22 protein-coding genes are annotated in these 24,663 nt (G+C 68.2%); 13 read left to right on the top strand and 9 right to left on the bottom strand.

From position 1 onward, the window contains the following. Position 1: 1 nt before the first annotated feature. Positions 2-1,177: an acetyl-CoA C-acetyltransferase gene (locus tag V7D63_RS07100; protein ID WP_333591567.1), complete on the bottom strand. Its 1,176-nt coding sequence runs from the start codon at positions 1,175-1,177 to the stop codon at positions 2-4. A 223-nt stretch (positions 1,178-1,400) separates the two neighbouring features. Between V7D63_RS07100 and trhA the strand changes: the two genes are divergently transcribed. The 8 genes from trhA (at position 1,401) to V7D63_RS07140 (ending at position 10,358) form a co-directional block, all read left to right on the top strand. Next, positions 1,401-2,111 (top strand): PAQR family membrane homeostasis protein TrhA, encoded by a 711-nt coding sequence (gene trhA, locus V7D63_RS07105; RefSeq protein ID WP_333591568.1) that lies wholly within the window; start codon positions 1,401-1,403, stop codon positions 2,109-2,111. 60 nt (positions 2,112-2,171) lie between these two features. Continuing rightward, a complete protein-coding gene (gene phaR, locus V7D63_RS07110) occupies positions 2,172-2,798 on the top strand; it encodes a polyhydroxyalkanoate synthesis repressor PhaR (protein WP_333591569.1) in 627 nt (208 codons plus the stop codon). An 8-nt stretch (positions 2,799-2,806) separates the two neighbouring features. Continuing rightward, positions 2,807-3,112 carry a hypothetical protein gene (locus tag V7D63_RS07115; protein ID WP_333591570.1) on the top strand — a complete coding sequence of 102 codons (306 nt, stop codon included), beginning with the start codon at positions 2,807-2,809 and terminating at the stop codon, positions 3,110-3,112. A 248-nt stretch (positions 3,113-3,360) separates the two neighbouring features. Further along, the gene (locus V7D63_RS07120) at positions 3,361-3,699 is read left to right on the top strand and encodes a hypothetical protein (RefSeq protein ID WP_333591571.1); all 339 of its coding nucleotides are present in this window, start codon (positions 3,361-3,363) and stop codon (positions 3,697-3,699) included. A gap of 59 nt (positions 3,700-3,758) precedes the next feature. Next, positions 3,759-5,009: a TolC family protein gene (locus V7D63_RS07125; RefSeq protein ID WP_333591572.1), complete on the top strand. Its 1,251-nt coding sequence runs from the start codon at positions 3,759-3,761 to the stop codon at positions 5,007-5,009. Between the two features lie 32 nt (positions 5,010-5,041). Next, on the top strand, positions 5,042-6,169 hold the full coding sequence (locus tag V7D63_RS07130) for an efflux RND transporter periplasmic adaptor subunit (protein WP_333591573.1): 1,128 nt from the start codon (positions 5,042-5,044) through the stop codon (positions 6,167-6,169). A gap of 2 nt (positions 6,170-6,171) precedes the next feature. Beyond that, positions 6,172-9,393 (top strand): efflux RND transporter permease subunit, encoded by a 3,222-nt coding sequence (locus tag V7D63_RS07135; RefSeq protein WP_333591574.1) that lies wholly within the window; start codon positions 6,172-6,174, stop codon positions 9,391-9,393. A gap of 53 nt (positions 9,394-9,446) precedes the next feature. Further along, positions 9,447-10,358 carry a cation diffusion facilitator family transporter gene (locus V7D63_RS07140; RefSeq protein ID WP_333591575.1) on the top strand — a complete coding sequence of 304 codons (912 nt, stop codon included), beginning with the start codon at positions 9,447-9,449 and terminating at the stop codon, positions 10,356-10,358. Positions 10,359-10,454: 96 nt separating this feature from the next. Here the strand turns inward: V7D63_RS07140 and V7D63_RS07145 are convergent, their stop codons facing one another. Then, a complete protein-coding gene (locus tag V7D63_RS07145; RefSeq protein WP_333591576.1) occupies positions 10,455-10,880 on the bottom strand; it encodes a hypothetical protein in 426 nt (141 codons plus the stop codon). Between the two features lie 131 nt (positions 10,881-11,011). Next, a complete protein-coding gene (locus V7D63_RS07150; RefSeq protein WP_333591577.1) occupies positions 11,012-11,737 on the bottom strand; it encodes a glycosyltransferase family 2 protein in 726 nt (241 codons plus the stop codon). Between the two features lie 56 nt (positions 11,738-11,793). Between V7D63_RS07150 and V7D63_RS07155 the strand changes: the two genes are divergently transcribed. Continuing rightward, positions 11,794-13,455, top strand: coding sequence for an ArnT family glycosyltransferase (locus tag V7D63_RS07155; RefSeq protein ID WP_333591578.1), 1,662 nt, complete (start codon positions 11,794-11,796; stop codon positions 13,453-13,455). Beyond that, the gene (locus V7D63_RS07160; protein ID WP_333591579.1) at positions 13,452-14,378 is read left to right on the top strand and encodes a hydroxymethylglutaryl-CoA lyase; all 927 of its coding nucleotides are present in this window, start codon (positions 13,452-13,454) and stop codon (positions 14,376-14,378) included. The genes V7D63_RS07155 and V7D63_RS07160 overlap by 4 nt, the downstream gene beginning before the upstream one ends. A gap of 7 nt (positions 14,379-14,385) precedes the next feature. Here the strand turns inward: V7D63_RS07160 and V7D63_RS07165 are convergent, their stop codons facing one another. The 3 genes from V7D63_RS07165 to putA all read right to left on the bottom strand — a co-directional run bounded on the left by V7D63_RS07165 (position 14,386) and on the right by putA (position 19,797). After that, on the bottom strand, positions 14,386-15,051 hold the full coding sequence (locus V7D63_RS07165; protein ID WP_333591580.1) for a class I SAM-dependent methyltransferase: 666 nt from the start codon (positions 15,049-15,051) through the stop codon (positions 14,386-14,388). Between the two features lie 93 nt (positions 15,052-15,144). Continuing rightward, positions 15,145-16,614, bottom strand: coding sequence for a hypothetical protein (locus tag V7D63_RS07170; protein WP_333591581.1), 1,470 nt, complete (start codon positions 16,612-16,614; stop codon positions 15,145-15,147). A gap of 57 nt (positions 16,615-16,671) precedes the next feature. Beyond that, complete coding sequence (putA, locus tag V7D63_RS07175; protein ID WP_333591582.1) at positions 16,672-19,797, bottom strand: bifunctional proline dehydrogenase/L-glutamate gamma-semialdehyde dehydrogenase PutA; 3,126 nt, start codon at positions 19,795-19,797, stop codon at positions 16,672-16,674. A gap of 116 nt (positions 19,798-19,913) precedes the next feature. On the opposite strand from putA, the gene V7D63_RS07180 reads away from it, so the two are divergent. After that, positions 19,914-20,999, top strand: coding sequence for a glycosyltransferase family 4 protein (locus V7D63_RS07180; protein ID WP_333591583.1), 1,086 nt, complete (start codon positions 19,914-19,916; stop codon positions 20,997-20,999). A gap of 162 nt (positions 21,000-21,161) precedes the next feature. On the opposite strand, the gene V7D63_RS07185 is transcribed toward V7D63_RS07180, so the two are convergent. The 3 genes from V7D63_RS07185 to phyR all read right to left on the bottom strand — a co-directional run bounded on the left by V7D63_RS07185 (position 21,162) and on the right by phyR (position 23,668). Further along, positions 21,162-21,569: a MaoC family dehydratase gene (locus V7D63_RS07185; protein WP_333591584.1), complete on the bottom strand. Its 408-nt coding sequence runs from the start codon at positions 21,567-21,569 to the stop codon at positions 21,162-21,164. 13 nt (positions 21,570-21,582) lie between these two features. Beyond that, positions 21,583-22,602, bottom strand: coding sequence for an NADP-dependent oxidoreductase (locus V7D63_RS07190; RefSeq protein WP_333591585.1), 1,020 nt, complete (start codon positions 22,600-22,602; stop codon positions 21,583-21,585). Between the two features lie 271 nt (positions 22,603-22,873). Further along, a complete protein-coding gene (phyR, locus tag V7D63_RS07195; protein WP_333591586.1) occupies positions 22,874-23,668 on the bottom strand; it encodes an anti-anti sigma factor/receiver protein PhyR in 795 nt (264 codons plus the stop codon). 207 nt (positions 23,669-23,875) lie between these two features. Here phyR and nepR point away from each other — a divergent pair, with 207 nt between their 5' ends. Together nepR and V7D63_RS07205 are read left to right on the top strand one after the other, a co-directional pair. Then, positions 23,876-24,064, top strand: a complete 189-nt coding sequence (nepR, locus tag V7D63_RS07200) for an anti-sigma T factor NepR (RefSeq protein WP_333591587.1) — start codon at positions 23,876-23,878, stop codon at positions 24,062-24,064. Beyond that, positions 24,061-24,663, top strand: coding sequence for a sigma-70 family RNA polymerase sigma factor (locus tag V7D63_RS07205; protein WP_333591588.1), 603 nt, complete (start codon positions 24,061-24,063; stop codon positions 24,661-24,663). Before nepR ends, V7D63_RS07205 begins: the two co-directional genes overlap by 4 nt.

Here is a 24,663-nt window from a genome sequence, read left to right on the forward strand (position 1 = left end):
GTCAGGCCCGCTCGACGCACAGGGCCACGCCCATGCCGCCGCCGATGCACAGGGTGGCCAGACCCTTCTTCGCATCCGAGCGCTTCATCTCGTGCAGCAGGGTGGTCAGGATGCGCGCGCCTGAAGCGCCGATCGGATGGCCGATGGCGATGGCCCCGCCGTTGACGTTGACCTTGGAAGCATCCAGCCCCAGCTCGCGCAGCACGCACAGGCTCTGGGCCGCGAAGGCCTCGTTGGACTCCACCCGGTCCAGGTCGGCGACGGTCCAGCCCGCCTTGTCCAACGCCTTCTTGGAAGCCGGGATCGGACCCGTGCCCATGATCGCCGGATCGACGCCCGCCGTGGCCCAGGAGGCGATGCGGGCCAGCGGCTCCAGCCCGCGCGCCTTGGCCTCATCGGCGCTCATCAGCACCAGGGCGGCGGCGCCGTCGTTCAGGCCCGAGGCGTTGGCGGCGGTGACCGAGCCGTCCTTGGCGAAGGCGGGACGCAGCTTCTCCATGGCTTCGAGGGTGGCGCCGTGGCGGATGTATTCGTCCTTGTCGACGACCACGTCGCCCTTCTTGGTGCTGATCGTCACCGGCGCGATCTCGGCGTCGAATTTTCCGGCCTTCTGGGCGGCCTCGGCCTTGTTCTGGCTGGCGACGGCGAAGGCGTCCTGGTCGGCGCGGCTGATGTGGTCGCGGTTGGCGATGTTCTCGGCCGTCTGGCCCATGTGATAGCCGTTGAAGGCGTCCCACAGGCCGTCCTTGATCATGGTGTCGGTGAAGCCGACGTCGCCCATCTTGGTCCCGTTGCGCATCTGGGCCGCGTGGGGCGCCTGGCTCATGCTCTCCTGGCCGCCCGCGACCACGATCTTGGCGTCGCCCAGGGCGATCTGCTGATAGGCGATGGCGACGGCGCGCAGGCCCGAACCGCAGATCTGGTTCAGGCTCCAGGCCGGGGTCTCGATCGGCAGGCCGGCCTTGATCGAGGCCTGGCGCGCCGGGCCCTGGCCGGTCGCGGCCTGAAGCACGTGACCCAGGATGACCTCGTCCACCTCTTGCGGCTTCACGCCCGCGCGTTCGACGGCGGCCTTGATGGCGATCGCGCCCAGGTCGGCGGCGCTGAGACCGGACAGGGCGCCCAAGAATGAGCCGACAGGCGTGCGGGCGGCGGAAACGATGACGACGTCGGTCATGAGAAGCTCCGGGAGAAAGGCCTCAGATAGCGCGACGCGCGGCAGGCCGGAAATCAGCACCGGGTGAATACGCTCCGCGCCCGCCGCCCGCAAATCCGCCTGTTGCCGAATCGTCGCACCGGCCCGCGAACAACGCCGAATATCGTCCGTGTTCAGCGGATAGTCATCCAGCTTGCCTACATGTTTACGGGAACGATCACGCGCCTTCCGGTTTGGAGAAACCATGCTGAACGCGATGAAGAAGCTGTCCGCCCGGGTCTGTGTCGCCGACGCCCTGGACATGATCGAGCACTATACGTCTCGCGCCGAGCGGCTGGCCGACCTATGGGTGCATCTGATCGGCTTGGTTCTGGCCGGGATCGGCGGGATCGTGCTGGCGGTGCTGGCCGTGGTTTACGGCGGGATCGGCACGGCGGTGTCGACGGCGGTCTATGCATTGTGCCTGATCGCCATGCTGTCGGCCTCGACCGTGTACAATCTGACCCGGCCGTCGCCGGTGCGTCCGGTGCTGCGGCGGCTGGACGAGGCGGCCATCTTCCTGATGATCGCGGGCAGCTACACCCCTTTCACGACCCAGCGGTTCGAGGGTTGGTGGGCCATCGGCTTCACCCTGCTGGTCTGGGCCATCGCCCTGGGCGGCGTGGGGGCCAAGCTGGTGGCGCCGCGCATCTCGGACGGGTTCTGGAGCGCGATCTACGCCCTGTTCGGCTGGCTGGCGGTGATCGCCCTGAAGCCGATGCTGGACACGGTGCACCCCATCGCCCTGACCCTGCTGGTCGCGGGCGGGCTGATCTATACGGCGGGCGTCTTCGTCTTCATCAGCCCCAGGGTGAAGTTCCGGCGCGCCATTTGGCACGGTTTCGTCGTGACCGGAGCGGGCGTCCACTGGGCGGCGGTGCTGGTCGGCGTGGTGCTGGCGCCGGCGGCGGCCTGAAGAACGGCTGGCGCATCGGGCCGTGCTGCGGGATAAGGGCCGGGTCGCAACAGAACGAGCATGGGCGTGGCTGACAGGAAATCCGAAGGCGGCAAGACCGGCGACGGCGTCGTGATCATCAAGAAATACGCCAACCGGCGGCTCTACAACACGGCCACCAGCGCCTACGTCACCCTGGACGATCTGGCGGGCATGGTCCGCGAGGGGGTCGAGTTCCAGGTCTTCGACGCCAAGACCAATGAGGACCTGACCCGCCAGATCCTGACTCAGATCATCTTCGAGGAGGAAAGCCGGGGCGAAGCCCTGTTGCCGGTGCAGTTCCTGCGTCAGTTGATCGGCTTCTACGGCAATCCGGTGCAGGGGGTCCTGCCCAGCTATCTCGAAATGTCGCTGGAGAATTTCACCCGCCAGCAGGAACAGTTCCGCGGCCAGATGACCAAGGTGCTGGGCGCCACGCCCGGCGCCGGGATCATGGATGAGGCGATCAAGCGCAACATGGCCATGTTTGAACAGGCCATGCGCATGTGGCCCGGCATGACCCCGGCCCAACGCGCGGGCGAAGCGCCCCATGGCGCGTCCCAGACCGCACCCCAGAGCACGCCCAAGGCCTCGGACCCGCTGGACGAGATGCGCCGCCAGATGGATGAGATGCGCGCCCAGATCGACCGCCTCGCCGGGAAGGGCTGAGGGACCGGATGGACCAGGACGAACAGCGCAAGGGTGAACGCCGCCTGGTCCAGCGCCGGGGAAACAGCCGCGACCTGGTTCCGCTGGACGCCCCGGCCGAAGGCGCCGCCCGCCCGGCAAGCCCTGCCGCCCCCAAGCCGTCCGCCGACCCGGCCTTTTCGGTCCAACTGATGGGCCAGGATGGACAGAAGCGCGGCCTGAAGGGCGGGGCGCCGGTGCTGGACGCGGCCCGCTCGACCTATCTGGGCCGGGAATATTCGGGCGCGAAAGAGCGGCGCCCGCCCGCCGGAAAGACCACCAAGACCGAGATCTGACGCCGACGCCGTGACCGGCACGGGGCTTGCTGGAGCGAGGGAAGACCGTCGCTTCCCGGAACGCTCATGCCCCAGTTTCTCTCGCTCGCCGCCCGTGTCTTCGACGTCACCGTCGTGGCCCTGATCTTCACGGCGTTTTCCTGATCGCTTCATTCTCCCTCGCCGAGGTTGAGCCAAGACCTCGACGTCATGTCGGCTGCGTCATGACGTCAGTGACTTTCTGTCGTCAAATCTGATACGAGGCGGTGATGACGTTCGGCATGGCGAAAATTCGGTGGGTGACGGCGCTCTTTGCGCTGCTCGTCGCCATGTTCGCCCTGGCGCCCATCGCCGAGGCCGCCGAGTGCGGCGTCGAGCCGCCTTCGGCGCATCAGATGATCACCAGCGATCAGGATCATGAGCCGGACCCACAGCCGGTCCACGGCGCCTGCTCGCATGGTCATTGTCATAGTGCGGGATCGGCGGCGACGTCCGATCCCTCGCTGCGGGCGCCGTGTCTGACGGCGAACGCCGTGCTCGCCCCGCCGATGGACGACATGCGCGTCGCGCATGCGCCTGACGGCCTGGAGCGCCCTCCCAGAGCCTGACGCGACGTTCGCGCCGAATGACGGCGCACGCTCTCGTCACACCTCTGGAAAGATGAACCATGACATCCCTACATCGCCGTCGGCCGCGGTTCGCGGTCGGTTGCGCGTGGGCCGCGTTCGCGGTCCTGATCGCCGGTCCCGCGTGGGCCGATCCCGCTCCCGCGTTCGAGACCCTGCTCGACCGCATCGGATTGACCCCGTCCGCCGTTGAGGCCGAAGCCCTGCTCGACGCCGCCGAAGCGCGGGTGCGGCAAGCCGCCGTCCGGCCGAATCCCACGCTGGGACTGGAGGCGGAGAACGCCTTTGGCCGAGGTTCCTTCAGGGGCTACGCCAATGCCGAGACGACCCTGTCGTTCAGCCAAGACCTGGAATTGTGGGGCCGTCGATCGGCGCGTGTCGGCGCGGCGCGCGCCGATGCGGGCACGGCGGCGCTTCGCCGCGACCAGGCCGCGGTCGAGGCGGCCGCGAGACTGGCCCTGGCCTATGCCGAGGCGGAGGCCGCCGAGCGTCGCGCCGACCTCGCCGCCGAGGCCCTGACCGTCATCATCGCCGACACGCGCGCCGCCCTGGCGCTCGTCGAGGAGGGCCGCGAACCCCTGCTGCGCGGCATTCAGGGCGAAAGCGAAGCGGCCGCCGCCAAGGCGAGCCTCGATGAAGCCGAGGCGGAGCGGGACGCGGCCTTCGCGCGGCTGACCGCCATCGCCATGCTGTCGACGCCCGTGACCTCGATCGAAACGAGTCTGATCGACCGCACGCCTTCGACGACCGTCGGCGCGTCCGTGTCGCCCCAGGTCCGGGTGGCCGAGGCGGAACGGTCGGCGGCCGAGACGCGGATCGCCGTCGAACGCGTTCGCGCGACGCCCGATGTGACGGCGTCCGTGGGCGTGCGTCGTTTCGAGGAGAAGAATGAGACGGCCTTGATCTTCGGTCTCAGCCTGCCGCTGCCGCTGTTCGACAGGAACCGGGGAAACATCGAGGCGGCCCAGGCCGACTTCCGTGCGGCCGACGCCCGACTGGTCAGCGCGCGGCAGGACGCCGAGGCGGATCGCAATGCGGCCCAGGCCAGGCTTCGCGCCTCGGCCAGCCGGGTATCCGCGGCGGACGCCGGGGTGACCGCCGGCGAGGAGGCCTATCGGCTTTCGCGCATCGGATTTGAGGCCGGCCGCATCTCGCAGCTCGAACTGCGGTCCTCACGCACCGCCCTCATCACCGCCCGCAACGGCGCCGTGGACGCCCGTCTGGCGCGTGTCCGGGCCGAGATCGACCTCGCGCGCCTGCAAGGCCGCCTTCCCTTTGGAACCGCTCAATGAACCGCTTTCCTAAAATCAATCGACCCTGGCTCATGGCCGGGGCCGCCGTCATCGTGCTGGCCGCTGGCGGTGCGATCTACGCCGTCACCCGGCCCTCGCCGCCGCCGCCCGCCGCCGAAGCCGAAGCCGGCCATGCCGAGGAGGCGAGCGCCGAGGGCGAGGTCGTTCTCACCGACGCCCAGATCGAGGCTGCGGGGATCGGCGTGGTTCCCGTCACGGCCGGAGGCGGCGGCGAGACCCGCCTGTCGGGTCGCGTCGAGCCGATGGTCGACGCCCGCGCCGCGGTCGCCGCTACGGTGAGCGGACGGGTCGAACGCGTCCTGGTCGCCACGGGGCATTCGGTTGGCGCCGGACAGGCGCTCGCCGTTCTGGTCAGCGGCGACGCCGCCAGCCTGCGCGCCGACGCCGACGCCGCCCAGGCCAACGCCGTGGCCGCCCAGCAAGCCCACGCCCGCGAGGAAAGCCTCGCCGATCAGGGGGTGGTCGCCCGTCGCGACGCGGAGATCGCCCATGCCCAAGCCCTCGGCGCCGAAGCCGCCGCGCGCGCTGCGCGCGCGCGCGCCGCGGCCGCGGGCGCGCCCAACGCCGCCGGCCGGGTCAATGTCACAAGCCCGATCTCCGGGGTCGTGACCACCGTGCGGGTCGGGCCGGGCGGCTTCGCCGCCCAGGGCGAGGTGATCGCCGAGGTCACCAATCCGGCCCGGGTCGAGATCGTGTTCAACGCGCCGCCGGCCTTGGCCGCGCAGGTGCGCACCGGCTCGTCGATCCGCGTCCAGGGTTCGGCCGGAGAGTTCGAGGCGCGAGTGACCGGCGTCGCCGCCGGGGCGGGCGCGCAAAGCGGAGCGACCATTATCCGGGCGCATCCGATCGGGACCGTGCTTCCGCCGGCGGGGTCCGCCGTCACGGGGGCGGTGGTCACCGGCGAGGCGGCCGGCGGCATGACCGTGCCGTCCGAAGCCGTCCAGACCGTCGAGAACGCCGCCGTGGTCTTCGTGCGCACGCCCACGGGCTTTCGCATGACGCCCGTCCTGGCGGGGCGTTCGGCCAGCGGCCGCACTGAGATCCTGCGGGGCCTGTCGGCGACCGACCGCGTCGCGGGGGCGAACGCCTTCCTGCTCAAGGCCGAAATGGCCAAGGGCGAAGCCGAGCACGGTCACTGATCATGTTCAAAGCCCTGATAGAAATCTCCGTCCGCTTTCGATGGTTCGTGGTCCTGGTCACGGCGCTTGTCGCCGCCCTGGGGCTGTTGGAGCTGACGAAGCTTCCGATCGACGCCGTGCCGGACATCACCAATCGGCAGGTCCAGATCACCACCGTCGCTCCGGCGCTCGCGCCCGAGCAGATCGAAAGACAGGTCACCTATCCGCTTGAGACCGCCATGGCGGGCATCCCCGGTCTGACCTCGACCCGATCCCTGAGCCGCAACGGCTTCAGCCAGATCACCGTCATCTTCACTGATCAGACCGACATCTATTTCGCCCGTCAGCAGGTCGCCGAGCGCATGGCCCAGGCGCGCGAGAACCTGCCGGAAGGCGTCGAGCCGAGCCTGGCGCCCATCACGACGGGACTGGGCGAAGTCCTGATGTGGACGGTCGACTATAAGCCGTTCAAAGCCGCCAACATCGCCAAGCCCGGACAGGCCGGATGGCAGGCGGGCGGCGGCTATCTGACGCCCGAGGGCGATCTCCTGACGACGCCTCAGGCGCGTGCGACCTATCTGCGCACCGTCCAGGACTGGATCGTCGCGCCGCAGATGCGCACGGCGCCGGGTCTCGCGGGCGTCGACACGGTCGGCGGCTATGTGAAGGAGTATGCGGTCAGGCCGGACGCGGCGCGGATGTCGTCCTACGGTCTCAGCCTGAACGACCTGATCCAGGCCCTGGATCGCGCCAACACCCAGGCCGGGGCCGGCTATGTCCAACGGGCGGGTGAGGCGTTGACGGTTCGCACCGACGCCCTGGCCTCGACCATCGAGGACCTGGCCCAGGCGCCCGTGGTCAATCGCGGCAATCTGGTCGTTCGTGTCGCGGACGTCGCGACCGTGGAGATCGGCCAGGCGCCGCGTCTCGGCGGCGCCAGTCGCGACGGGCACGAGGCCGTGCTCGGCACCGCCCTGATGATCGCGGGCGGCAACAGCCGCACGGTGGCGCAGGCGGCGGGCGAACGTCTCGACGCCATCCGCTCGACCTTGCCGCCCGGCATAGAGGCCGTGACGGTTCTGGATCGCAGCGCCCTGGTCAACTCGACCATCGCGACCGTGGCCCGCAACCTGACCGAAGGCGCCCTGCTGGTGATCGTCGTCCTGTTCCTGTTGCTCGGGAACATCCGCGCCGCCTCCATCACGGCCCTGATGATCCCGCTCAGCTTCCTGTTCGCGGTCATCGGCATGAACCGCTTCGGCATCAGCGGAAACCTAATGAGCCTGGGCGCCCTCGATTTCGGCCTGATGGTCGACGGCGGCGTCGTGGTCATCGAGAACACCCTGCTGTTGCTGACGCAGAGGCGGGCGGCCCTGGGCCGAATGCTGACGCGGCGCGAGCGTCTGGACGTGGCGATCCTGTCGGCCCGCCAGATGGTCAAGCCGGCGGCCTTCGGCCAGTTGATCATCCTGTTGGTCTTCACCCCCCTGCTGATGTTGGAGGGGGTCGAAGGCAAGACCTTCGTGCCCATGGGCGCGACGGTCATGCTGGCCCTGGTCGGCGCCTTCATCTTCTCCTTCACCTTCGTCCCGGCGATGACGGCGTTGCTGGTGCGTGATCCCAAGACCGTCCACCTCGACAAGGACGGTCACGCCGAGGAGCATGAGACCTTCATCCTGCGCTTCGCCCGTCGCTGGATCGAGCCGGCGATCCGCGCGGCCGTCGGCCACGCGCGCATCGTCATCCTGTCGGTCGTCGGCGCCCTCGTCGTCGGCGGCGCCGCCTTCTCGACCCTGGGCCGGGAGTTCATCCCGACCCTCGACGAGGGCGACATCGCCATGCAGGCCCTGCGCGTGCCCTCCGCCTCGCTGGAGCAATCGCTGGCGATGCAGATGGCGCTCGAACGGGCCATCAAGGCGCAGCCCGAGGTCGAGACCATGTTCTCGCGCACGGGCACGGCCGAGGCCGCCGTCGACCCCATGCCGCCGAACATCTCCGACAGCGTCATCGTGTTGAAGGACAGGAAGGACTGGCCCGACCCCAACCTCGAAAAGGAGGAACTGCTCGAACGCATCGAAACGGTCGCCAGTCGTCAGATCGGCAACAATTTCGAGTTCAGCCAGCCGATCGAGCTGCGGTTCAACGAACTGATCTCGGGGGTCCGCACCGACCTCGCCGTCCTGGTCTATGGCGACGACTTCGACACCTTGCAGAGGGTGGCGGATCAGGTCGCCGGGGCCTTGCGCGAAACGACCGGCTCGGCCGATGTCCGCGTCGAGCAGGCGTCGGGCCTGCCGACCCTGACCGTCACGGTCGACCGGTTCGCGGCGGCCAATTACGGCCTGTCCGCCGCCGACATCTCGGAAACGGTCTCGGCCGCCATCGGCGGCGCCGAGGCCGGACGCATCTTCGAGGGTGATCGTCGGTTCGATGTCGTCGTCCGTCTGCCGGACGAGACCCGTAACGATCCGGCGAGCCTCGCGGCCTTGCCGATCGTCTCGCCCTCGGGGGTGATCGTGCCCCTGTCCTCGGTCGCGCGCATTCAGATCGCCGAGGGACCGAACCAGATCAGCCGCAATGACGGAAGCCGGCGCATGGTCGTCCAGGCCAACGTCCGGGGCCGTGACCTGGGCGGCTTCGTCACGGATGCGCAAGGCAGGGTCGGCGAGATCACCCTGCCGCCGGGCGTGCGCCTGGACTGGGGCGGACAGTTCGAGAACCTGAAGCGGGCCGAACAACGCCTGGGCCTGGTCATCCCGATCGTCTTCGTCCTGATCGGCGTCCTGCTGTTCATGGCGCTCGGCTCCTTCGCCGAGGCCGGTCTGGTGTTCGCCTGCGTGCCTTTGGCCCTGGTCGGGGGCGTTCTCGCCCTCGTGCTTCGCGGGATGCCGTTCTCGGTCTCGGCGGCGGTCGGCTTCATCGCCGTCTCCGGCGTCGCCACCCTGAACGGCCTGGTGCTGATGCAGGCCATCCGCGAGCGGCTGGCCGCCGGTCTGGCGCCACGCGAAGCGGCGATCGAAGGCGCCTTCAGTCGGCTTCGCGCCGTGCTGACCACGGCGCTGGTCGCCATCGTGGGCTTTATTCCGATGGCCTTGGCCCACGGCGCCGGTGCGGAGGTGCAAAAGCCCCTCGCCACCGTCGTGATCGGCGGTCTGTTGACCGCGACGGCCCTGACCCTGCTGGTCCTGCCGACCTTCGCGGCCAAGGCCGTCAAGCACAGGTCGTCGGAAGGCATGGACGACTGACGACAACGAGGCCCGAGTCCGAGACTCGGGCCTCATCATTTCCAGAGGACGCCATGTCTGCCCATTCCCACGCCGAAGGCGACAAACATGACCACGCCGCCGGGGCGAACGCCCGGCAACTGACCATCGCCCTGGTGCTGACCGGCGCGTTCCTGGCCGTTGAGGTCGCGGGCGGCCTCTATTTCAACAGCCTGGCGCTGCTGTCCGACGCCGCCCATATGTTCACCGACACGGCGGCCCTGGCGCTGGCGCTGACGGCCATTCACATCGGCAAGAAGGCCGCCGACGACAGGCGCACCTTCGGCTATCGCCGCTTTGAAATCCTGGCCGCCGCCTGCAACGCCGTGCTGCTGTTCCTCGTCGCCGGCTATGTTCTCTACGAGGGGATCAAACGCATTTTTGAACCCGAGCCGGTCGGGTCCATCGGAATGCTGGCGGTGGCGGCCGTCGGCCTGATCGTCAATCTCATCGCGATGCGGGTGCTGGCCGGCCGCAAGGACGCCAGCCTGAACGTCAAGGGCGCCTATCTGGAGGTCTGGGCCGACATGCTCGGCTCGCTCGGCGTCATCGTCGCCGCCATGGTCATAACCCTGACGGGCTGGCGCTGGGTGGATCCTATCGTCGCCATCGCGATCGGCCTGTGGGTCCTGCCCCGCACCTGGGTGCTGCTGCGCGACGCGACCCATATTCTGTTGGAAGGCGCGCCGCGCGGTCTGGTCCTGGCCGAGGTCAGGGCCGCCATCCTCTCCGTGCCGGGCGTCGCCGACCTGCATGACCTGCATGTGTGGATTTCAGGCGCCGACCAGTCGAGCGGCACGGTCCACCTGGTGCTGACGGACGGCGCGGATGCGGACCATGTCCGGCGTGAGACGGCGACGATGCTCGAAACCCGCTTCGGGCTTCACCACACCACGATCCAGACCGAAGTCACGTCGTGTGACGACCCCTCCGAACTGCATGCCTAGGCGGCCGGCCGGAGCGGCGCGATCGAGGTTCCGCCCGCCTCGTCGCCCGCCCGCCTTGCCACGCGGAGTCGTTTCAGCCGTCCTCGCCCAGAGGGGTCAGGCTCCGCCGAAATCCAGGTCTTTGCGGGCCGAGATGATCGTCACGATGAACCCGGCCAGGACGTCCAGCATGACCATGGTCACGATCAGGAAGAAGGTCGAGGTGGCGAAGCCGCGCACCAGCAGGAACTCGACCAGGCAGACCACAAACAGGATCATCGACAGGGCGTGATTGACGATCGCCACCTTCTGACTCGACGTCGATTTCAACAGTTCAAAGAACAGCAGGATCAGCGATAGGAACAGGATCAGGTCGCCCGATCCGACGTTCCAACTGGCGCCCGAAGCCATGGGCAGCGAGAACATCGGCTCGCGCAGGGCGGCGTCGGCCGCCACCACGCCGGCCCCGGACAGGCCGTTGGTCAGCACCACGATGTTGTAGAGCACCACCGGAATCAGCAGCAGCGGCAGGGCGATCAGCATGGGTCGATCCTTCGCGACACGCGGCGTCGGAACAGCCGCGCTTGTTAACCCTGAATACCCCCGTTCGCGCCCTGCCGCTACGTCCGCTCGCGCTCCAGGCGAATTGGCCGAGGCGGCCGCCGGGCCGCGGCTCAGAACTCGTTGATCGATCCCGGCTGACGCGACCGGGACTTCAGCCACATCACGCCCATCAGGTCCGAGAACGACGCCGTCAGCCGACCCCAGTTGGTGTATTTCGAGCGGCCCGTCTCGCGGTGGCGGTGATCGACGTCGAGATAGCGGTTCTCATAGCCCTCGCGGATCGTCAGGGCCGGCAGATAGCGGTGCACGTGATCGAAATAGGGCAGGCGCAGAAAGACGTCGCGGCGAAAGGCCTTCAGCCCGCAGCCGGTGTCGTCGGCGTCGTCCTTCAGCAGCCGCTTGCGGATGCGATTGGCCCAGCGCGAGGCCCAGCGCTTGGCCTCGCTGTCCTGGCGCTTGGCGCGGCGGCCGCCGACCAGGGCGACGTTCGGCGGGGCGGCGATCAGGGCGTCGGCCAGTTTCGGCGCGTCGGCGGGCGGGTTCTGGCCGTCCCCGTCCAGCGTGACCACGACGGCTCCGCGCGCCGCCAGCACGCCGGTGCGCACGGCCCGGCTCTGGCCCGCATTGGTCGAATGGCCGAGCACCCGCAGGGTCGGCAGCTCGCCCATCAGGGCGCGCAGCTCGGCCAGGGTCGCATCCTTGGAGGCGTCGTCGACGAAGATCATCTCGTACGATCGTCCGGCGAAGGCGGCGGCGATTTCTCGTGCCAGGGGACCTGCGGCGCCGGCTTCGTCATGCACGGGGACGACGACGGAGATGTCGGGGATGTCTTCCATGCGCCGATCTCTAGCAGCGGCTGACGCCCGGGAAAACGCCGTGGTAGGAAGACCGGATGAACCGACCTGATCTCGACCGGCATATCCAAGGCTGGCGCGGCCCCGTGATGGCGGCGCTGGTGGCCCTGATCGCGGGTCTGCCGGGTCTGTTGCTGATGCCGCCGCTGGACCGCGACGAGAGCCGATTCGCCCAGGCCACCGCCCAAATGCTGGAGAGCGGCGACTTCGTCGACATCCGCTTCCAGGACGAACCGCGCTGGAAGAAGCCGGTCGGCATCTATTGGCTGCAGGCGGCGGCGGTTTCGGCGACCTCCAAGGTCGAGAACCGCGACATCGCGCCCTACCGCATCCCCTCGCTTCTGGCGGCCATGATCGCGGCGGCGGCCTGCGCCTGGGTGGGCGCGGCCCTGTTCGGGGCGCGGGCGGGCTTTCTGGCGGGCGCCATATTGGGCGGCTGTTTCCTGCTGTCGACCGAGGCCGGGATCGCCAAGACCGACGCCGCCCTGTGCGCCGCGACCACCGTCGCCATGGCCGCCCTGGCGCGTCTCTATATGGCCGCCCGCGCGGGCGAGAAGGGCGCGCGGCCGCACAAGCTGATGTTCTGGAGCGCGCTGGGCGTCTCGGTCCTGATCAAGGGACCGATCGGGGTGCTGGTCGCGGCCCTGACGATGATCGCCCTGTCGCTGTGGGACCGGGACTGGAAGTGGATCAAGGGGCTGGGTTGGGGCTGGGGCCTGCCGCTTCTGGCCCTGATCGTCGGGCCGTGGGCCATCGCCATCACCATCGCCACCGACGGCGGCTTCTGGCGCGAGGCGATCATGGGCGATCTGGCGCCCAAGGTGGCGGGCGGCCATGAAAGCCATGGCGCACCGCCGGGATACTATCTGCTGGCCGCGCCCCTGCTGTTCTTCCCGGCGGCCCTGATGCTGCCCGCCGCCCTGTCCGGGGCGTGGAGCCGGCGGGCCGAACCGGCGATCCGTTTCCTGATCTGCTGGCTGGTTCCGGCCTGGCTGATGTTCGAGCTGACGCCGACCAAGCTGATCCACTACACCCTGCCGACCTTCGGGGCGCTGGCCCTGCTGGCCGCCGCTGCCCTGACCCAGCCGATCGGCGCGGTTTCACGGCGCGCGGGCGCGCTCTTGGGCCTGTTCGCGGCGGGTCTGATCTGTCTGATCGTGCTGTACGGCCTGACCCATTTCGGCACCTCGACGGCCCAGACCTGGGCGGCGATCACCATGTTGGGCGCGGTCGGCGCGGCCTTGTTCGGCGGTTTCCTGCTGCTGAACCGAGCGGCCGTCACGGCGGTGCTGTTCGCCCTGGCCTTCGGCGTCGTCTCGCATGCGGCCCTGGCCGGAACCATACGTCAGTTGCGGCCCCTGTCGGTCTCGGTCCAGTTGGAGAAGGTCCTGCGCGCCGCCGAGCTGCACCCGGACCAGGGCCGCACGCCGGGACCGGTGGCGATCACCCGTTTCCATGAACCCAGCTTCGTCTTCCTGACCGGAACCACGACCCAGTTGACCGACGCCGCGGGCGCCGCCCAGGCTCTGGCCGAAGGCCGTCCCGCCGTCGTCGAGGGCGCGGACGACGCGGCCTTCCGCCTGGCCGCCGCCGCGCGCGGCGTGACCGGCCGCGCCGTGGGCGAGGTGCGGGGTCACAACTATTCAACCGGCGACGACGTCGATCTGACCGTCTACGCCCCGCCCGGAGCCGACCGATGAAGCCGTTCATCGAAATCGTCGAGGTCGGTCCCCGCGACGGCCTTCAGAACGAGAAGGTCGTGCTGGAGCCGGCCGTCCGCGCCGATCTGGTGCGGCGGCTGGAGACGGCGGGCGCGCGCCGCATCGAGGCGGTCAGCTTCGTCCATCCCAAATACGTGCCCCAGATGGCCGGCGCCGAAGAGGTGATGGCCGAGCTGCCGCCCGCCCAGGGCCGCAGCCGCATCGGCCTGGTCCTGAACGGCAAGGGCTATGACCGCGCCCTGGGCACGGCGTTGGACGAGGTCAATATGGCCCTGAGCGTCACCGACGGCTTCGGTCTGAAGAACCAGGGCCTGACGGTCGACCAGCAGGTCGACATGCTGGCCGCCGTCATCGCCGGGCGGGCCAACGCCGGAGCCGAGTCCGGCGCCGCGCCGAAACTGTCGGCCACCCTGTCGTGCGTCTGGGGCTGCCCGTTCGACGGCGAGGTCGGCGTGGAGCAGGTGTCCGACCTGGTCGGCCGGATTGCGGCCTTGGGCGTGCGCGAGATCGCCCTGGCCGACACCATCGGCGCCGGGGACCCCTGGGCGGTGACCCGCAAGGTCGAGGCGGCGCGGAAGGCCGCGCCCGACGCCGCGCTGCGCCTGCATTTCCACGACACCCGCAACACCGGCCTGGCCAACGCCCATGCCGGGATCGAGGCGGGCGTCACCGTTCTGGACGCCTCGGTCGGCGGCATCGGCGGCTGCCCCTTCGCGCCCGGCGCCACGGGAAACATCGCCACCGAGGATCTGGTCTATATGCTGGAGCGTGCGGGTTTCGAGACCGGCTATGATCTCGACGCCCTGATCGGAACGGCCCGCTGGATCGGCGAAAAGATCGGCCGCCCCGCGCCGAGCGCCCTCAGCCGGGCGGGCGGCTGGCCGAAACGTCTGAACGCCTGACCCCAGTTCAGGCCGTCTTGCGCGTTGCCAGACGGCGCTCGATGTCCTCGCGACGCCACAGGACGAAATAATGGTCGCCGTAAATCGGCGTGGGCAGCGAGAAGGGAGCCGCCTCCAGGTCGAGATGGCGCGAGGCGTGCGATTGGCTCCGATCCAGTTCGACGTTCTCGAAGCCCTTATTGGTGGTCAGCAGCAGGTATTTCGGCTTCGAGGCGACGATATTCTCGAGCGCCGCCCAGACGTCGCCCAAAGCGAGATGATTGAACATGTCTTTGGAGAAGACGAGGTCGGCCCGGGCCGGGGACTTCTGGGTGATGTCCAGAACCTCGAACCGGCGACCGGGGAATTTTGCGCGGTTCTCGGCGACCAGAGCGGGCACCACGTCATAGCCGACGTAGGCTACCTCGGGATGGGCGTCGAGGTACAGCGGCATCCAGTTGAAGTCGCCGCAAGGGATGTCGGCGATTGAGCGAATGCCCAGTTCGTCGGTGAAGCGGTTCAACAACTCCATGGCGTGGCGAACCTGCCCGGACTCGCGTTCGGACCCCAGGCCGGACACCGACTCTTCAGACTGCCACAGCCGTTGCTCGTAGACCTCAGTGAAACGCGCGCCGAGATCGACGCCGTCGCGCGTCTTGTCGCCGAACAACAGCGAAGCCAGCCGATCCCACATCACTCGATCTCCTCTGACTCGCTGTGACCGGCGCGTCTCTAACATCCGGGATCGGGCCGGAGAAGTGCGCTCTAGACCAATCTTCGTCCGGCGCTATGGAGCGATGTAGGCGCCCGTCGCCGCGACCCGGACGCCGGTGGTCTGCGGGTAGTAGGCGAAGACGATGTCGGCCGCATTGGCGTGGCGCACAAAGGTGCTTTGGAAGACCCGGGGCTGATCCGTGAGGTTCGCCGTGATCGCCGTCTGGGCGATAATCGTCGCCGAACTGTCCCGTTGCATGATGACGATGTTCACTGCGCCCGTCGCGGACGACGGGTTCACCGTCCAGAGCATGGCACCGAACTTGTAGGTTGTTCCTGCTCCCGGAGGCGCCGGAATGACCTGATAATAGTCGCCTGCCGGGAACGCCGAGATTTCCATTGTTCGGACGCAATTCCCACCGCTCTCATAGGGCTGTGACGCGGCGGTTCCAGAATAATAGCCGAGCGTTATCGGTGCGGGGGAGTTGAACACTGCCCAGCCCGTATCCGTGCAGGTGCCTTTCGGTGCCCCCGAGTACGGCCCGCCGATGTGAGTGTTCTGGAGATAGTTGGTCGATGTGTAGAGCGGATCGACCGGCCACCTGAGGACAAGTGGATCTGAAGACGATGCGCCATCAGGATCCCATGCGCCGCCGGAAGGCTGGATCAGGGTCGTCCAGTTTCTGCAGTCATTGAGGTAGTAGGTCGCTCCCCGCATGCTGACCGTGTGGCTCATGCCCGGGCAACGCGAGAGCAGGGACGTCGCCAGGGCGGACCCCGGCGCCGTTTGTCTCCACGACTCCCAGCGAGTGAAGCCGTATTCCTGCGTGAAGAAGCTGATCTCCAGGTCACCGAATGCACCATTGTTGTAAACCCAATGGTAGCTGGCCAAGGTGTCCAGAGTGCGATTCTTGGTCGGATCGGACGTCGAAACAACATAGGTGTAGGTCGAATACCTGTTCCACTCAACTATGCTGCCATTGACCGATATGGATCCGGGACAATCGGGAGCGAATTCGGTATCAGAATAGTCCCATCCATAAGAAAAGGCAGAAGAGGTATTCGGGAACAGGCGCCAGCCTTTGGTCTCGCAACCGGCGGTCCACCAGGGAGCCCAATAGGTTCCGCTGTCGCCCGTCCCCCGGAAGAACACATAGCTGCTGTCTGCCCCCATGATATTATACCCACCTCTCCATGTGTAATGGGGCTGGTTGGGGAACAGAGAATCGATATTGTAATCTTGGGTGAAGAAATAGCTATTTGCTGCTAGCGTTTGACCACTCGTACTCGCAAGAGGAAAACTATCACTTATCTGATAATTTCCCGTATCAATCTTGTGATAAGGCAGGGGCTCGCCCACTTGCAGCTTCCGCCGGCTCGAAGGACATGACACAGGGTCCGCGAAATAGGGCGTATTGCTGCCGTCCACGCAGACCATTTGCACGAGATAGTCGGTCGGGACCTGCGCTCGGGCAGGTCGGGCGTCGGCCCAGACAAACAGTGCAAGGCCGGATGCGACTGTAGCGAACGCTCTCGTGCTCATATTTCCCTCCCGCTTTGAGGGAGGCACGCTAACATTGCATCCTTGAGGGCGTAACCCCTACAGGTTCAACAACGCCGGGTCTCCGCCCTGGGCGGAAATGTTGTTCGAGATGGCTTTTTCGGCCGCGAAGCGGATCAGGCTGTAGGGGCCGCCCGCCTTGGGACCGGTGCCCGACAGGCCCTCGCCGCCAAAGGGCTGGACGCCGACCACCGCGCCGATGATCGAGCGGTTGATGTAGACGTTTCCGGCCGGGACCAGGCGCGTCACCTCCTCGGCGAAGGCCTCGATGCGGCTGTGCACGCCCAGCGTCAGGCCATAGCCGCGCGCGGCCAGCTTGCTCGCGACCGTCTTCAGCTCCTTGGGGTGATAGCGGCAGACGTGCAGGACCGGGCCGAACACCTCGCGCTCCAGATAGTCGGGGGTCGGGATCTCGGCGATGGTCGGGGCGAAGACATGACCCTTGTCCGCCTCGGCGGGCAGGGCGGCGCGGGCGATGATCCTGGCGTCGCCTTCCAGCCGCTTCAGATGCGCGTCCAGCATGGCCTTGGCGTCGGCGTCGATGACCGGGCCGATGTCGGTCGAGGGATCGGCCGGATCGCCCAGCACCTGGGCCGCCAGGGCGCCCTTCAGCCCCTCGATCAGGGCGTCGGCGGAATCGTGCGGCACATAGAGCAGACGCAGGGCCGAGCAGCGCTGCCCGGCCGAGCCGAAGGCCGACAGGATGACATCGTCGATCACCTGTTCGCGCAGGGCCGTGGTGTCCACGAACATGCCGTTCAGCCCGCCCGTCTCGGCGATGAAGGGGATGATGGCGCCCGGCCGCGCGGCCAGGGCGCGGTTGATCGCCGCCGCCGTATCGGTGCCGCCGGTGAAGGCCACGCCGTCGATCAGCGGATGCGAGACCAGGGCCGCGCCCACCGTCTCGCCGCGCCCCGGAACCAGGGCCAGCAGATCCGGGTCCAGACCGGCCTTGTAGAACAGGCGCACCGCCTCGGCGGCGATCAGCGGCGTCTGTTCGGCGGGCTTGGCCAGCACGCCGTTGCCGGCGGCCAGGGCCGCGCAGACCTGGCCGGTGAAGATGGCCAGGGGGAAGTTCCACGGGCTGATGCAGGCGAACACGCCCCGGCCGTGCAGGACCAGTTGGTTGATCTCCCCCACCGGGCCTTCCAGCGTCCTCGGCCCGCCGAAGTCACGCTCGGCCAGCATGGCGTAGTAGCGGCAGAAGTCGGCGGCCTCGCGCACCTCGGCGACGCCGTCGTTCAGCGTCTTGCCGGCCTCGCGGCTGAGCAGGGCGACCAGGCGGTCCAGGTCGGCCTCCAGGGCGTCGGCCATGGCGCGCAGCACCGGCGCGCGGCCCGCGCCGCCCTTGCGGTCCCAGGCGGTCTGGGCGCGGTGGGCGGTCTCGGCGGCGGCGTCCAGGTCGCCCAGGGACGCCTCGGACACATGACCCAGCAGGCGGCCGTCCCACGGACTGCGGACCTCTTGCGCATTTTCACCGGCGCGCAGCTTGCCGCCGATGATGGGACCCGAGGTCAGGGTTTCGGAATCCGCCTTGGACAGGGCGGCGGCGTGGCGCTCGCGGTCGGAGCCTTGCGAATAGTCGCGGCCCAGCGAGTTTTGGCGGTCCATATAGATGTCCTTGGGCGTGGGGATCTTGGCGTGACGGTCGGGGTGCGCCTCGACGGCGGTGATGGGATCGGCGGCGACGGCGGATGCGGGCACCCGCTCGTCCAACAGGGCGTGGACGAACGATGAGTTGGCGCCGTTCTCCAGCAGGCGGCGGACGAGGTAGGGCAACAGGTCCTCATGCCCGCCGACGGGGGCGTAGGCGCGCACCGTGACCGGGCCGAAGGCGTCGCGGGCGGCGTCGTACAGGGCCTCGCCCATGCCGTGCAGGCGCTGGAACTCGATCTTCACGCCCGCGTCCTTGGCCATCTTGTGCACGGCGGCCAGCGAATGGGCGTTGTGGGTGGCGAACTGGGAATACAGATACGGCGCGGCCGCGATCATGGCCTTGGCGCACACCAGATAGTTCAGGTCGGTCGCCGCCTTGGTGGTGAAGACCGGATAGTCGACGCGTCCGCCGATCTGGGCGCGTTTGACCTCGGTGTCCCAATAGGCGCCCTTGACCAGGCGCACCATCAACCGGCGGCCGCTGGTCCTGCCCAGTTCGGCGACGCGGGCGATCACCTCGGGTCCGCGCTTCTGATAGGCTTGGACGGCCAGGCCCAGCCCCTTCCAGTCGCCCAGTTCCGGCTCGCGCGCCAGGGCGTCCAGCAGCTTCAGCGACAGCGCCAGGCGATCCGCCTCTTCGGCGTCCATGGTGAAGTTGATGTCGTGTTTCGCCGCGATCAGGGCGAGGCGCCTTACGCGCGGATAAAGCTCGCTCCAAACACGGGCCTCGTGCGTCGCCTCATAGCGCGGCGACAGGGCCGACAGCTTGACCGAGACGCCGTGGCCGGCCTCGGGGCCCTGGCCCTTGGCGGTCTTGCCCACCGCCTCGATGGCCTCGGCGTAGATGCGCTCATAGCGTTCGGCGTCATGGGCGGTGCGGGCGCCCTCGCCCAACATGTCGAAACTGCACAGCCAGTCCTCGCGGTCGGCGCGTTTCAGAGCCGCGTCGATGGTGCGGCCGACCACGAACTGCTCGCCCATGATCTTGACGGCGGTGGCCACGGCCTGGCGGATCACCGGCTCGCCCAGCCGCCCGGCGATGCGTTTCAGAAAGCCGGGCAGGTCGGTCTTGGCCTGGTCGTCGGCGTCGACCAGCTTGCCCGTCAGCATCAGGCCCCATGTCGAGGCGTTGACGAACAGGCTGTCGGACTGGCCCAGATGGCTGGCCCAGTCGGCCGAGCCGATCTTTTCGGCGATCAGCCGGTCGCGGGTGTCCTCGTCGGGCGTGCGCAGCAGGGCCTCGGCCAGGCACATCAGGGCCAGGCCTTCGCGGGTGCCCAGCGAGAATTCCTGCAGGAAGCTTTCGACCACGCCCTGTTTCTTGACGCTGGCCCGCGCCCGCTCGACCAGGTCGATGGCCTGGTCCAGCACCGCCTTGCGGCCGTTCCCGTCCAGCGGGACGTTGCCGAGCAGGGCGCGCACCACGGCGGTCTCATCGGCGAATTTGCCGTGATCCAACGCGTCCCAGTCCTGGGTGAGGGCGACGGGCGGGGCGACGTATGCGTTCATGGCGCGCCTCTTAGACCCTTCCGCGACGGAACGGGAGAGGTCATCGCCGCTCTCGCCATCGTCACTTTGAAGCGCTAGAGCATCCTGCTGATCAACGGCGAGGTTCTGCGCCCTCCATGCGTATCGTTCTGGCCACCGACGCCTGGGAGCCCCAGGTCAACGGCGTCGTCCGCACCCTGACCAAGACCGTGGGCGAATGCCGCGCCATGGGCCATGAGGTCGAGGTCATCGAACCCAGCCAGTTCAAGACCATTCCCTGCCCGACCTACCCGGAGATCCGCCTGGCCCTGGGCGCGGAGGAAGAGATCCGCGAACGGCTGCGCGCCTTCGAGCCGGAGGCGGTGCATATCGCCACCGAAGGTCCCATCGGCATCGCCACGCGCCGCATCTGCGTGGAATGGAAACTGCCGTTCACGACCAGCTATCACACCAAATTTCCCGAATATGTCTCGGCCCGGTTCCCGATCCCGGTGGGGGTCGGCTACGCCTATATGAAGTGGTTCCACAAGCCGTCGGGCCGGTTGATGGTCGCCACTCCGACCCTGCGCGACGAATTGGTCGAGCACGGCTTCCGCAACGTCTCACCCTGGTCGCGCGGCGTCGACACGGACCAGTTCAACCCCGACCTGCCGCGCATCTATGACGAACTGGGCGGCAAGGACTGGCCCCGGCCCTTCTTCCTGAACGTCGGCCGGGTGGCGGTCGAGAAGAACATCGAGGCCTTCCTGGAGACCGACCTGCCGGGCACCAAGATCGTCGTCGGCGACGGTCCCGCCCGGGCCGAGCTGCAAGAGAAATACCCCGAGGCGAAATTCCTCGGGGCCAAGTTCGGCGATGAGCTGGCGCGCTGTTTCCGCGACGCCGACGTCTTCGTCTTCCCGTCCTGGACCGACACCTTCGGCCTGGTGATCCTGGAGGCCATGGCCACCGGCACGCCGGTCGCCGCCTATCCGGCGCACGGGCCGATCGACATCATTCCGGGATCGAACGCGGGCGCCATCGACGACGATCTGCGCACCGCCTGCCTGAAGGCGCTGGAGATGGATCGCGCCGACGTGCGGGCCTATGCCGAGAAATTCAGTTGGCGCGCCTCGGCCGAACAGTTCGTCGAGAACCTGGAACCCTATCCCGAGGCGGAGGGCGGCAAATTCTGGCGGCGTCTGCGCCGGATCGCACGTCTGCGGCGGCGGGCCGCAGCGTAACATAATTCCCTTCTCCCCTTGGGGGAGAAGGTGGCTCGCGGAGCGAGACGGATGAGGGGTAAGCCTGATCCGTCCCGGATGTCAGTCGACCAGCCCGTCTGACACAGCCCCCGCATCCGAGCGCCTTTGGCGCCCACCTTCTTCCCCGAGGGGAGAAGGGAACTACCTGCGGGTCAGCACCGTCCGCATCAGGCAGGAAAAGACCAGGCGGCCGCCTTCGTCCAACAGGTCGTGCTGGGCGATGACGATGCCCTTTTCGTCGCCGACCGGGTCCTTGCCCATCACCGTCAGCCGACCGCGCAACAGCTCGCCCACGGGCGGATTGCGCATGAAGCGCAGGCCGTCGACGGCCAGCACCTTGGTCTGCGCCCAGCCGGCGGCCTTTTCGGAGGCCAGGCGGCTCCACAGCGCATAGACCATGGCGTCGGGCGCGCCATAGGCCGGGTCCCAACCGGGCGCGAACCGCTCGATGAAGACGTCCAGCGACGCCTGATCGACGGCGCAGGCGCCCAGGGGCACCACCTGGCCGACGCCCAGGTCTTCAAAATGGACGTTCAGGGATTCGCTCATCGACCTTCCCGGATCAGGCGGGTTCTTCCGACACCCGCACCAAGAGCTTGCCGTCGTGATCGCCGGTGAACAAGCGGTTCAGCGAGGTCAGGGCGCCCTCCAGCCCGTCGTCGACATGCGCCTTCCACTTCACCTTGCCCTCGGCCAGCCAGGGACCCATTTCGGCGACCATCTCCTTGGCGCGCGGGGCGTAGTCCAGCACCAGGAAGCCCTGGACGTGCATCCGATGGGTGATCAGCCGGGCGAAGTTGGGCGAAGGCGGCATCCGCGTGGCGTTATAGGCCGAGACCATGCCGCACACGGCCATGCGCGCGCCGATGTTCAGCCGGTTCCAGACGGCGATCATGATGTCGCCGCCCACGTTCTCGAAATTGAGATCGACGCCGTTCGGCGCCAGCCGGTCCAGGGCCGCGCCGACGTCTTCGTTCTTGTAGTCGATGGCGGCGTCGAAGCCGAGTTCGTCGGTCAGCCAGGCGCATTTCTTGGCGCCGCCGGCGATGCCGATGACCCGCGCGCCCCTCTGTTTGGCGACCTGGCCGGCGATGGAGCCGACGGCGCCGGCGGCGGCGGAGATGACCATGGTCTGGCCCGGCGTCGGCTTCAGCACGTCGGTGACGCCGAAATAGGCGGTCATGCCGGTCATGCCCATGACCGACATATTGGCCGTCAGCGGCAGGCCCGGCGCGCGATGCACGCGCGACACCGCCGCCTCATTGACCACGCCGTAGTCGGCCCAGCCCCCGGCGGCCGTCGAGACGATGTCGCCCACGGCCCAGCGGCCCGATTTCGTCTCCTCGACCACGCCCAGGGTCAGGCCGCGCATCACGTCGCCCAGACCCACCGGCGGCAGATAGCCCTCGGAATCGTTCATCCAGGTGCGGTTGGTCGGGTCCAGCGACAGATAGATGGTGCGGATCAACACCTCGCCGTCCTTCAGATCGGGCAGGGGCGAGGCGACCAGCTCCAGATCGCCGTCCTGGATGTCGCCTCGCGGCCGCTGACGCAGCACCCACTGACGGTTCATCCGGCTCATGGCGGCCTCCACAATTGCTTTCGGGCGTTTTCTTTCTGGACGCGCATAGGATCGAAGGCGCGCGGCCGTGTCGAGGGGCGGGCGAAGAAAAAGGGCGGGCCGTGAGACCCGCCCTTGAAGTGGCGTCATCGAGAATGAGGCGCGGAGGCGGCTGACCGGCTGCGGCCGGTCTCAAGTCGGGGGGCGTCGCCGTCTCCGCGAACCCGATAACCGGCGAGGCGGACCAAGGTTCCCGAACCAGGCGAAAAAATCACGGGCCGGAGGCGGGGCGTCACGCGGCCCGTCTGCGCCCCGCCGGGTGGAAGAACAGGGCCTGGCTGATCGCCGCCTTCACCGTTTCCGGCTGGAAGGGCTTGGTGATCAGGAAGGTCGGCTCGGGCCGTTCGCCGGTCAACAGCCGCTCGGGGAAGGCGGTGATGAAGATGACCGGCACGTCGAACCGTTTCAGGATGTCCTTGACCGCGTCGATGCCCGACGACCCGTCGGCCAGTTGGATGTCGGCCAGCACCAGGCCGGGCCGGTCGTGGGCGACGGCGGCGACGGCCTCGTCGTGAGTGGTGGCGGTGGCGACGACCGTGTGGCCCAGTTCACGCACCAGGCTTTCGATGTCGGCCGAGATGATGGCCTCGTCCTCGATGATCAGGACGTCGGTGGCCAGTTCGGCGTCGATGTCGGCCTGGGCGTCGGCGATCAGGCGTTCGACCTCGGTCGGGTCGGCGTCCAGGATCTGGCTCGCCTCGGTGGGGGTGAAGCCCTCCAGCGCCGTCAGCAGGAAGGCCTGGCGCGAGCGCGGGGCGATCCGCATCAACCGCCGCGTAGCCTCGTCGCGAACCTCGCCGCCGCCGGTCTCCTCCAGTTGCGCGCCGGTCGCGGTCCAGATGGAGTGAAAGACGTGATACAGGGCCACGCGCGGCGTCATGTCCGGCGGCAACTGCCGGTCGCCGGCCGCCAGCGCCTCCAGCGCGACGCGGACATAGGCGTCGCCCGACGTCTGATCCCCCGTCAGAGCGCGCGCATAGCGGCGCACATAGGGCAGGTGCGGTGCGAGTCTGGCCAGAAGGCTCATGTGGATCGTCCCCGACGTAAGCGGCCGCGCCCCGCTTGCGCGGAACGTCCTACCGTCAAGCTCAACGCCCCGTCCCCGTCGCGGTTCCCGGCGCCTTAGCAAGCTTGAGCATATTTTTCACCCGATCCAGGAACCGCCGCCTCTTTTTGGCGTTGCAGGCTCGGAGTATGGGCCGAAGGGACAATTCGGGGTGGCGACGTCCGACTGATGGCGAACGAGAGCGAGAGACGGCGCAAGCCGGATGGCGGACCCGCGCTGGAAGAGGCGCGTCTGAGGCAACAGGCCATCGGCGTGAGACTGCGCCACCTCTTCGACGAAGTGGTCAACGAACCGGTGCCCGACGAGTTCCTGGACATCCTGAGACGCGCCGACGAGAAACGCGGTAGCGGCGCATGAGCGAGGGTCCCGCGGCCAAGCCCCCGTCTTCCGACGACGAAGGCTTCAAACGCGAGCTGGTGACGCTGATCCCCCATTTGCGGGCCTTCGCGCGCACCCTGACCGGCGATCCGACCGCTGCCGACGACCTGGCCCAGGACGCCATGATGAAGGCCTGGGACGCCCGCGCCAGCTATCAGATGGGCACCAATATGAAGGCCTGGACCTTCATGATCCTGCGCAACCAGTTCTATTCCGAGAAGCGCCGCTCCTGGCGCCAGTCGCAACTGGATCAAGAGGCCGCCGAACGCACCCTGGTGGCCGTCGACGACCCCGAGGCGCCGGTGGCCCTGGACGAGCTGCGCCAGGCCCTGAAGACCCTGCCGGAAGAACAGCGCGAGGCCCTGATCCTGGTCGGCGCCGGCGGTTTCGCCTATGAAGAGGCGGCCGAGATCTGCGGCTGCGCCGTCGGCACGGTGAAGAGCCGGGTCAGCCGCGCCCGCAAGGCGTTGCTGGCGACGCTGGAGCGCGGAGGCTACGATCGTGACGGCAAGTCGGCGGGCGACGCCATGCGGACCATCCTGGGCGAGGCCGACCGCCTCAGCGGCCGACAGGGCTGA

Source organism: Brevundimonas sp. (assembly GCF_036732845.1).
GTDB lineage: Bacteria > Pseudomonadota > Alphaproteobacteria > Caulobacterales > Caulobacteraceae > Brevundimonas.

Excerpts from the sequence above, each read along its gene's own strand:
- V7D63_RS07100 (WP_333591567.1), bottom strand. The coding sequence starts at position 1,177 with ATGACCGACGTCGTCATCGTTTCCGCCGCCCGCACGCCTGTCGGCTCA.
- trhA (WP_333591568.1), top strand. The coding sequence starts at position 1,401 with ATGCTGAACGCGATGAAGAAGCTGTCCGCCCGGGTCTGTGTCGCCGAC.
- phaR (WP_333591569.1), top strand. The coding sequence starts at position 2,172 with ATGGGCGTGGCTGACAGGAAATCCGAAGGCGGCAAGACCGGCGACGGC.
- V7D63_RS07115 (WP_333591570.1), top strand. The coding sequence starts at position 2,807 with ATGGACCAGGACGAACAGCGCAAGGGTGAACGCCGCCTGGTCCAGCGC.
- V7D63_RS07120 (WP_333591571.1), top strand. The coding sequence starts at position 3,361 with ATGACGTTCGGCATGGCGAAAATTCGGTGGGTGACGGCGCTCTTTGCG.
- V7D63_RS07125 (WP_333591572.1), top strand. The coding sequence starts at position 3,759 with ATGACATCCCTACATCGCCGTCGGCCGCGGTTCGCGGTCGGTTGCGCG.
- V7D63_RS07130 (WP_333591573.1), top strand. The coding sequence starts at position 5,042 with ATGGCCGGGGCCGCCGTCATCGTGCTGGCCGCTGGCGGTGCGATCTAC.
- V7D63_RS07135 (WP_333591574.1), top strand. The coding sequence starts at position 6,172 with ATGTTCAAAGCCCTGATAGAAATCTCCGTCCGCTTTCGATGGTTCGTG.
- V7D63_RS07140 (WP_333591575.1), top strand. The coding sequence starts at position 9,447 with ATGTCTGCCCATTCCCACGCCGAAGGCGACAAACATGACCACGCCGCC.
- V7D63_RS07145 (WP_333591576.1), bottom strand. The coding sequence starts at position 10,880 with ATGCTGATCGCCCTGCCGCTGCTGCTGATTCCGGTGGTGCTCTACAAC.
- V7D63_RS07150 (WP_333591577.1), bottom strand. The coding sequence starts at position 11,737 with ATGGAAGACATCCCCGACATCTCCGTCGTCGTCCCCGTGCATGACGAA.
- V7D63_RS07155 (WP_333591578.1), top strand. The coding sequence starts at position 11,794 with ATGAACCGACCTGATCTCGACCGGCATATCCAAGGCTGGCGCGGCCCC.
- V7D63_RS07160 (WP_333591579.1), top strand. The coding sequence starts at position 13,452 with ATGAAGCCGTTCATCGAAATCGTCGAGGTCGGTCCCCGCGACGGCCTT.
- V7D63_RS07165 (WP_333591580.1), bottom strand. The coding sequence starts at position 15,051 with ATGTGGGATCGGCTGGCTTCGCTGTTGTTCGGCGACAAGACGCGCGAC.
- V7D63_RS07170 (WP_333591581.1), bottom strand. The coding sequence starts at position 16,614 with ATGAGCACGAGAGCGTTCGCTACAGTCGCATCCGGCCTTGCACTGTTT.
- putA (WP_333591582.1), bottom strand. The coding sequence starts at position 19,797 with ATGAACGCATACGTCGCCCCGCCCGTCGCCCTCACCCAGGACTGGGAC.
- V7D63_RS07180 (WP_333591583.1), top strand. The coding sequence starts at position 19,914 with ATGCGTATCGTTCTGGCCACCGACGCCTGGGAGCCCCAGGTCAACGGC.
- V7D63_RS07185 (WP_333591584.1), bottom strand. The coding sequence starts at position 21,569 with ATGAGCGAATCCCTGAACGTCCATTTTGAAGACCTGGGCGTCGGCCAG.
- V7D63_RS07190 (WP_333591585.1), bottom strand. The coding sequence starts at position 22,602 with ATGAGCCGGATGAACCGTCAGTGGGTGCTGCGTCAGCGGCCGCGAGGC.
- phyR (WP_333591586.1), bottom strand. The coding sequence starts at position 23,668 with ATGAGCCTTCTGGCCAGACTCGCACCGCACCTGCCCTATGTGCGCCGC.
- nepR (WP_333591587.1), top strand. The coding sequence starts at position 23,876 with ATGGCGAACGAGAGCGAGAGACGGCGCAAGCCGGATGGCGGACCCGCG.
- V7D63_RS07205 (WP_333591588.1), top strand. The coding sequence starts at position 24,061 with ATGAGCGAGGGTCCCGCGGCCAAGCCCCCGTCTTCCGACGACGAAGGC.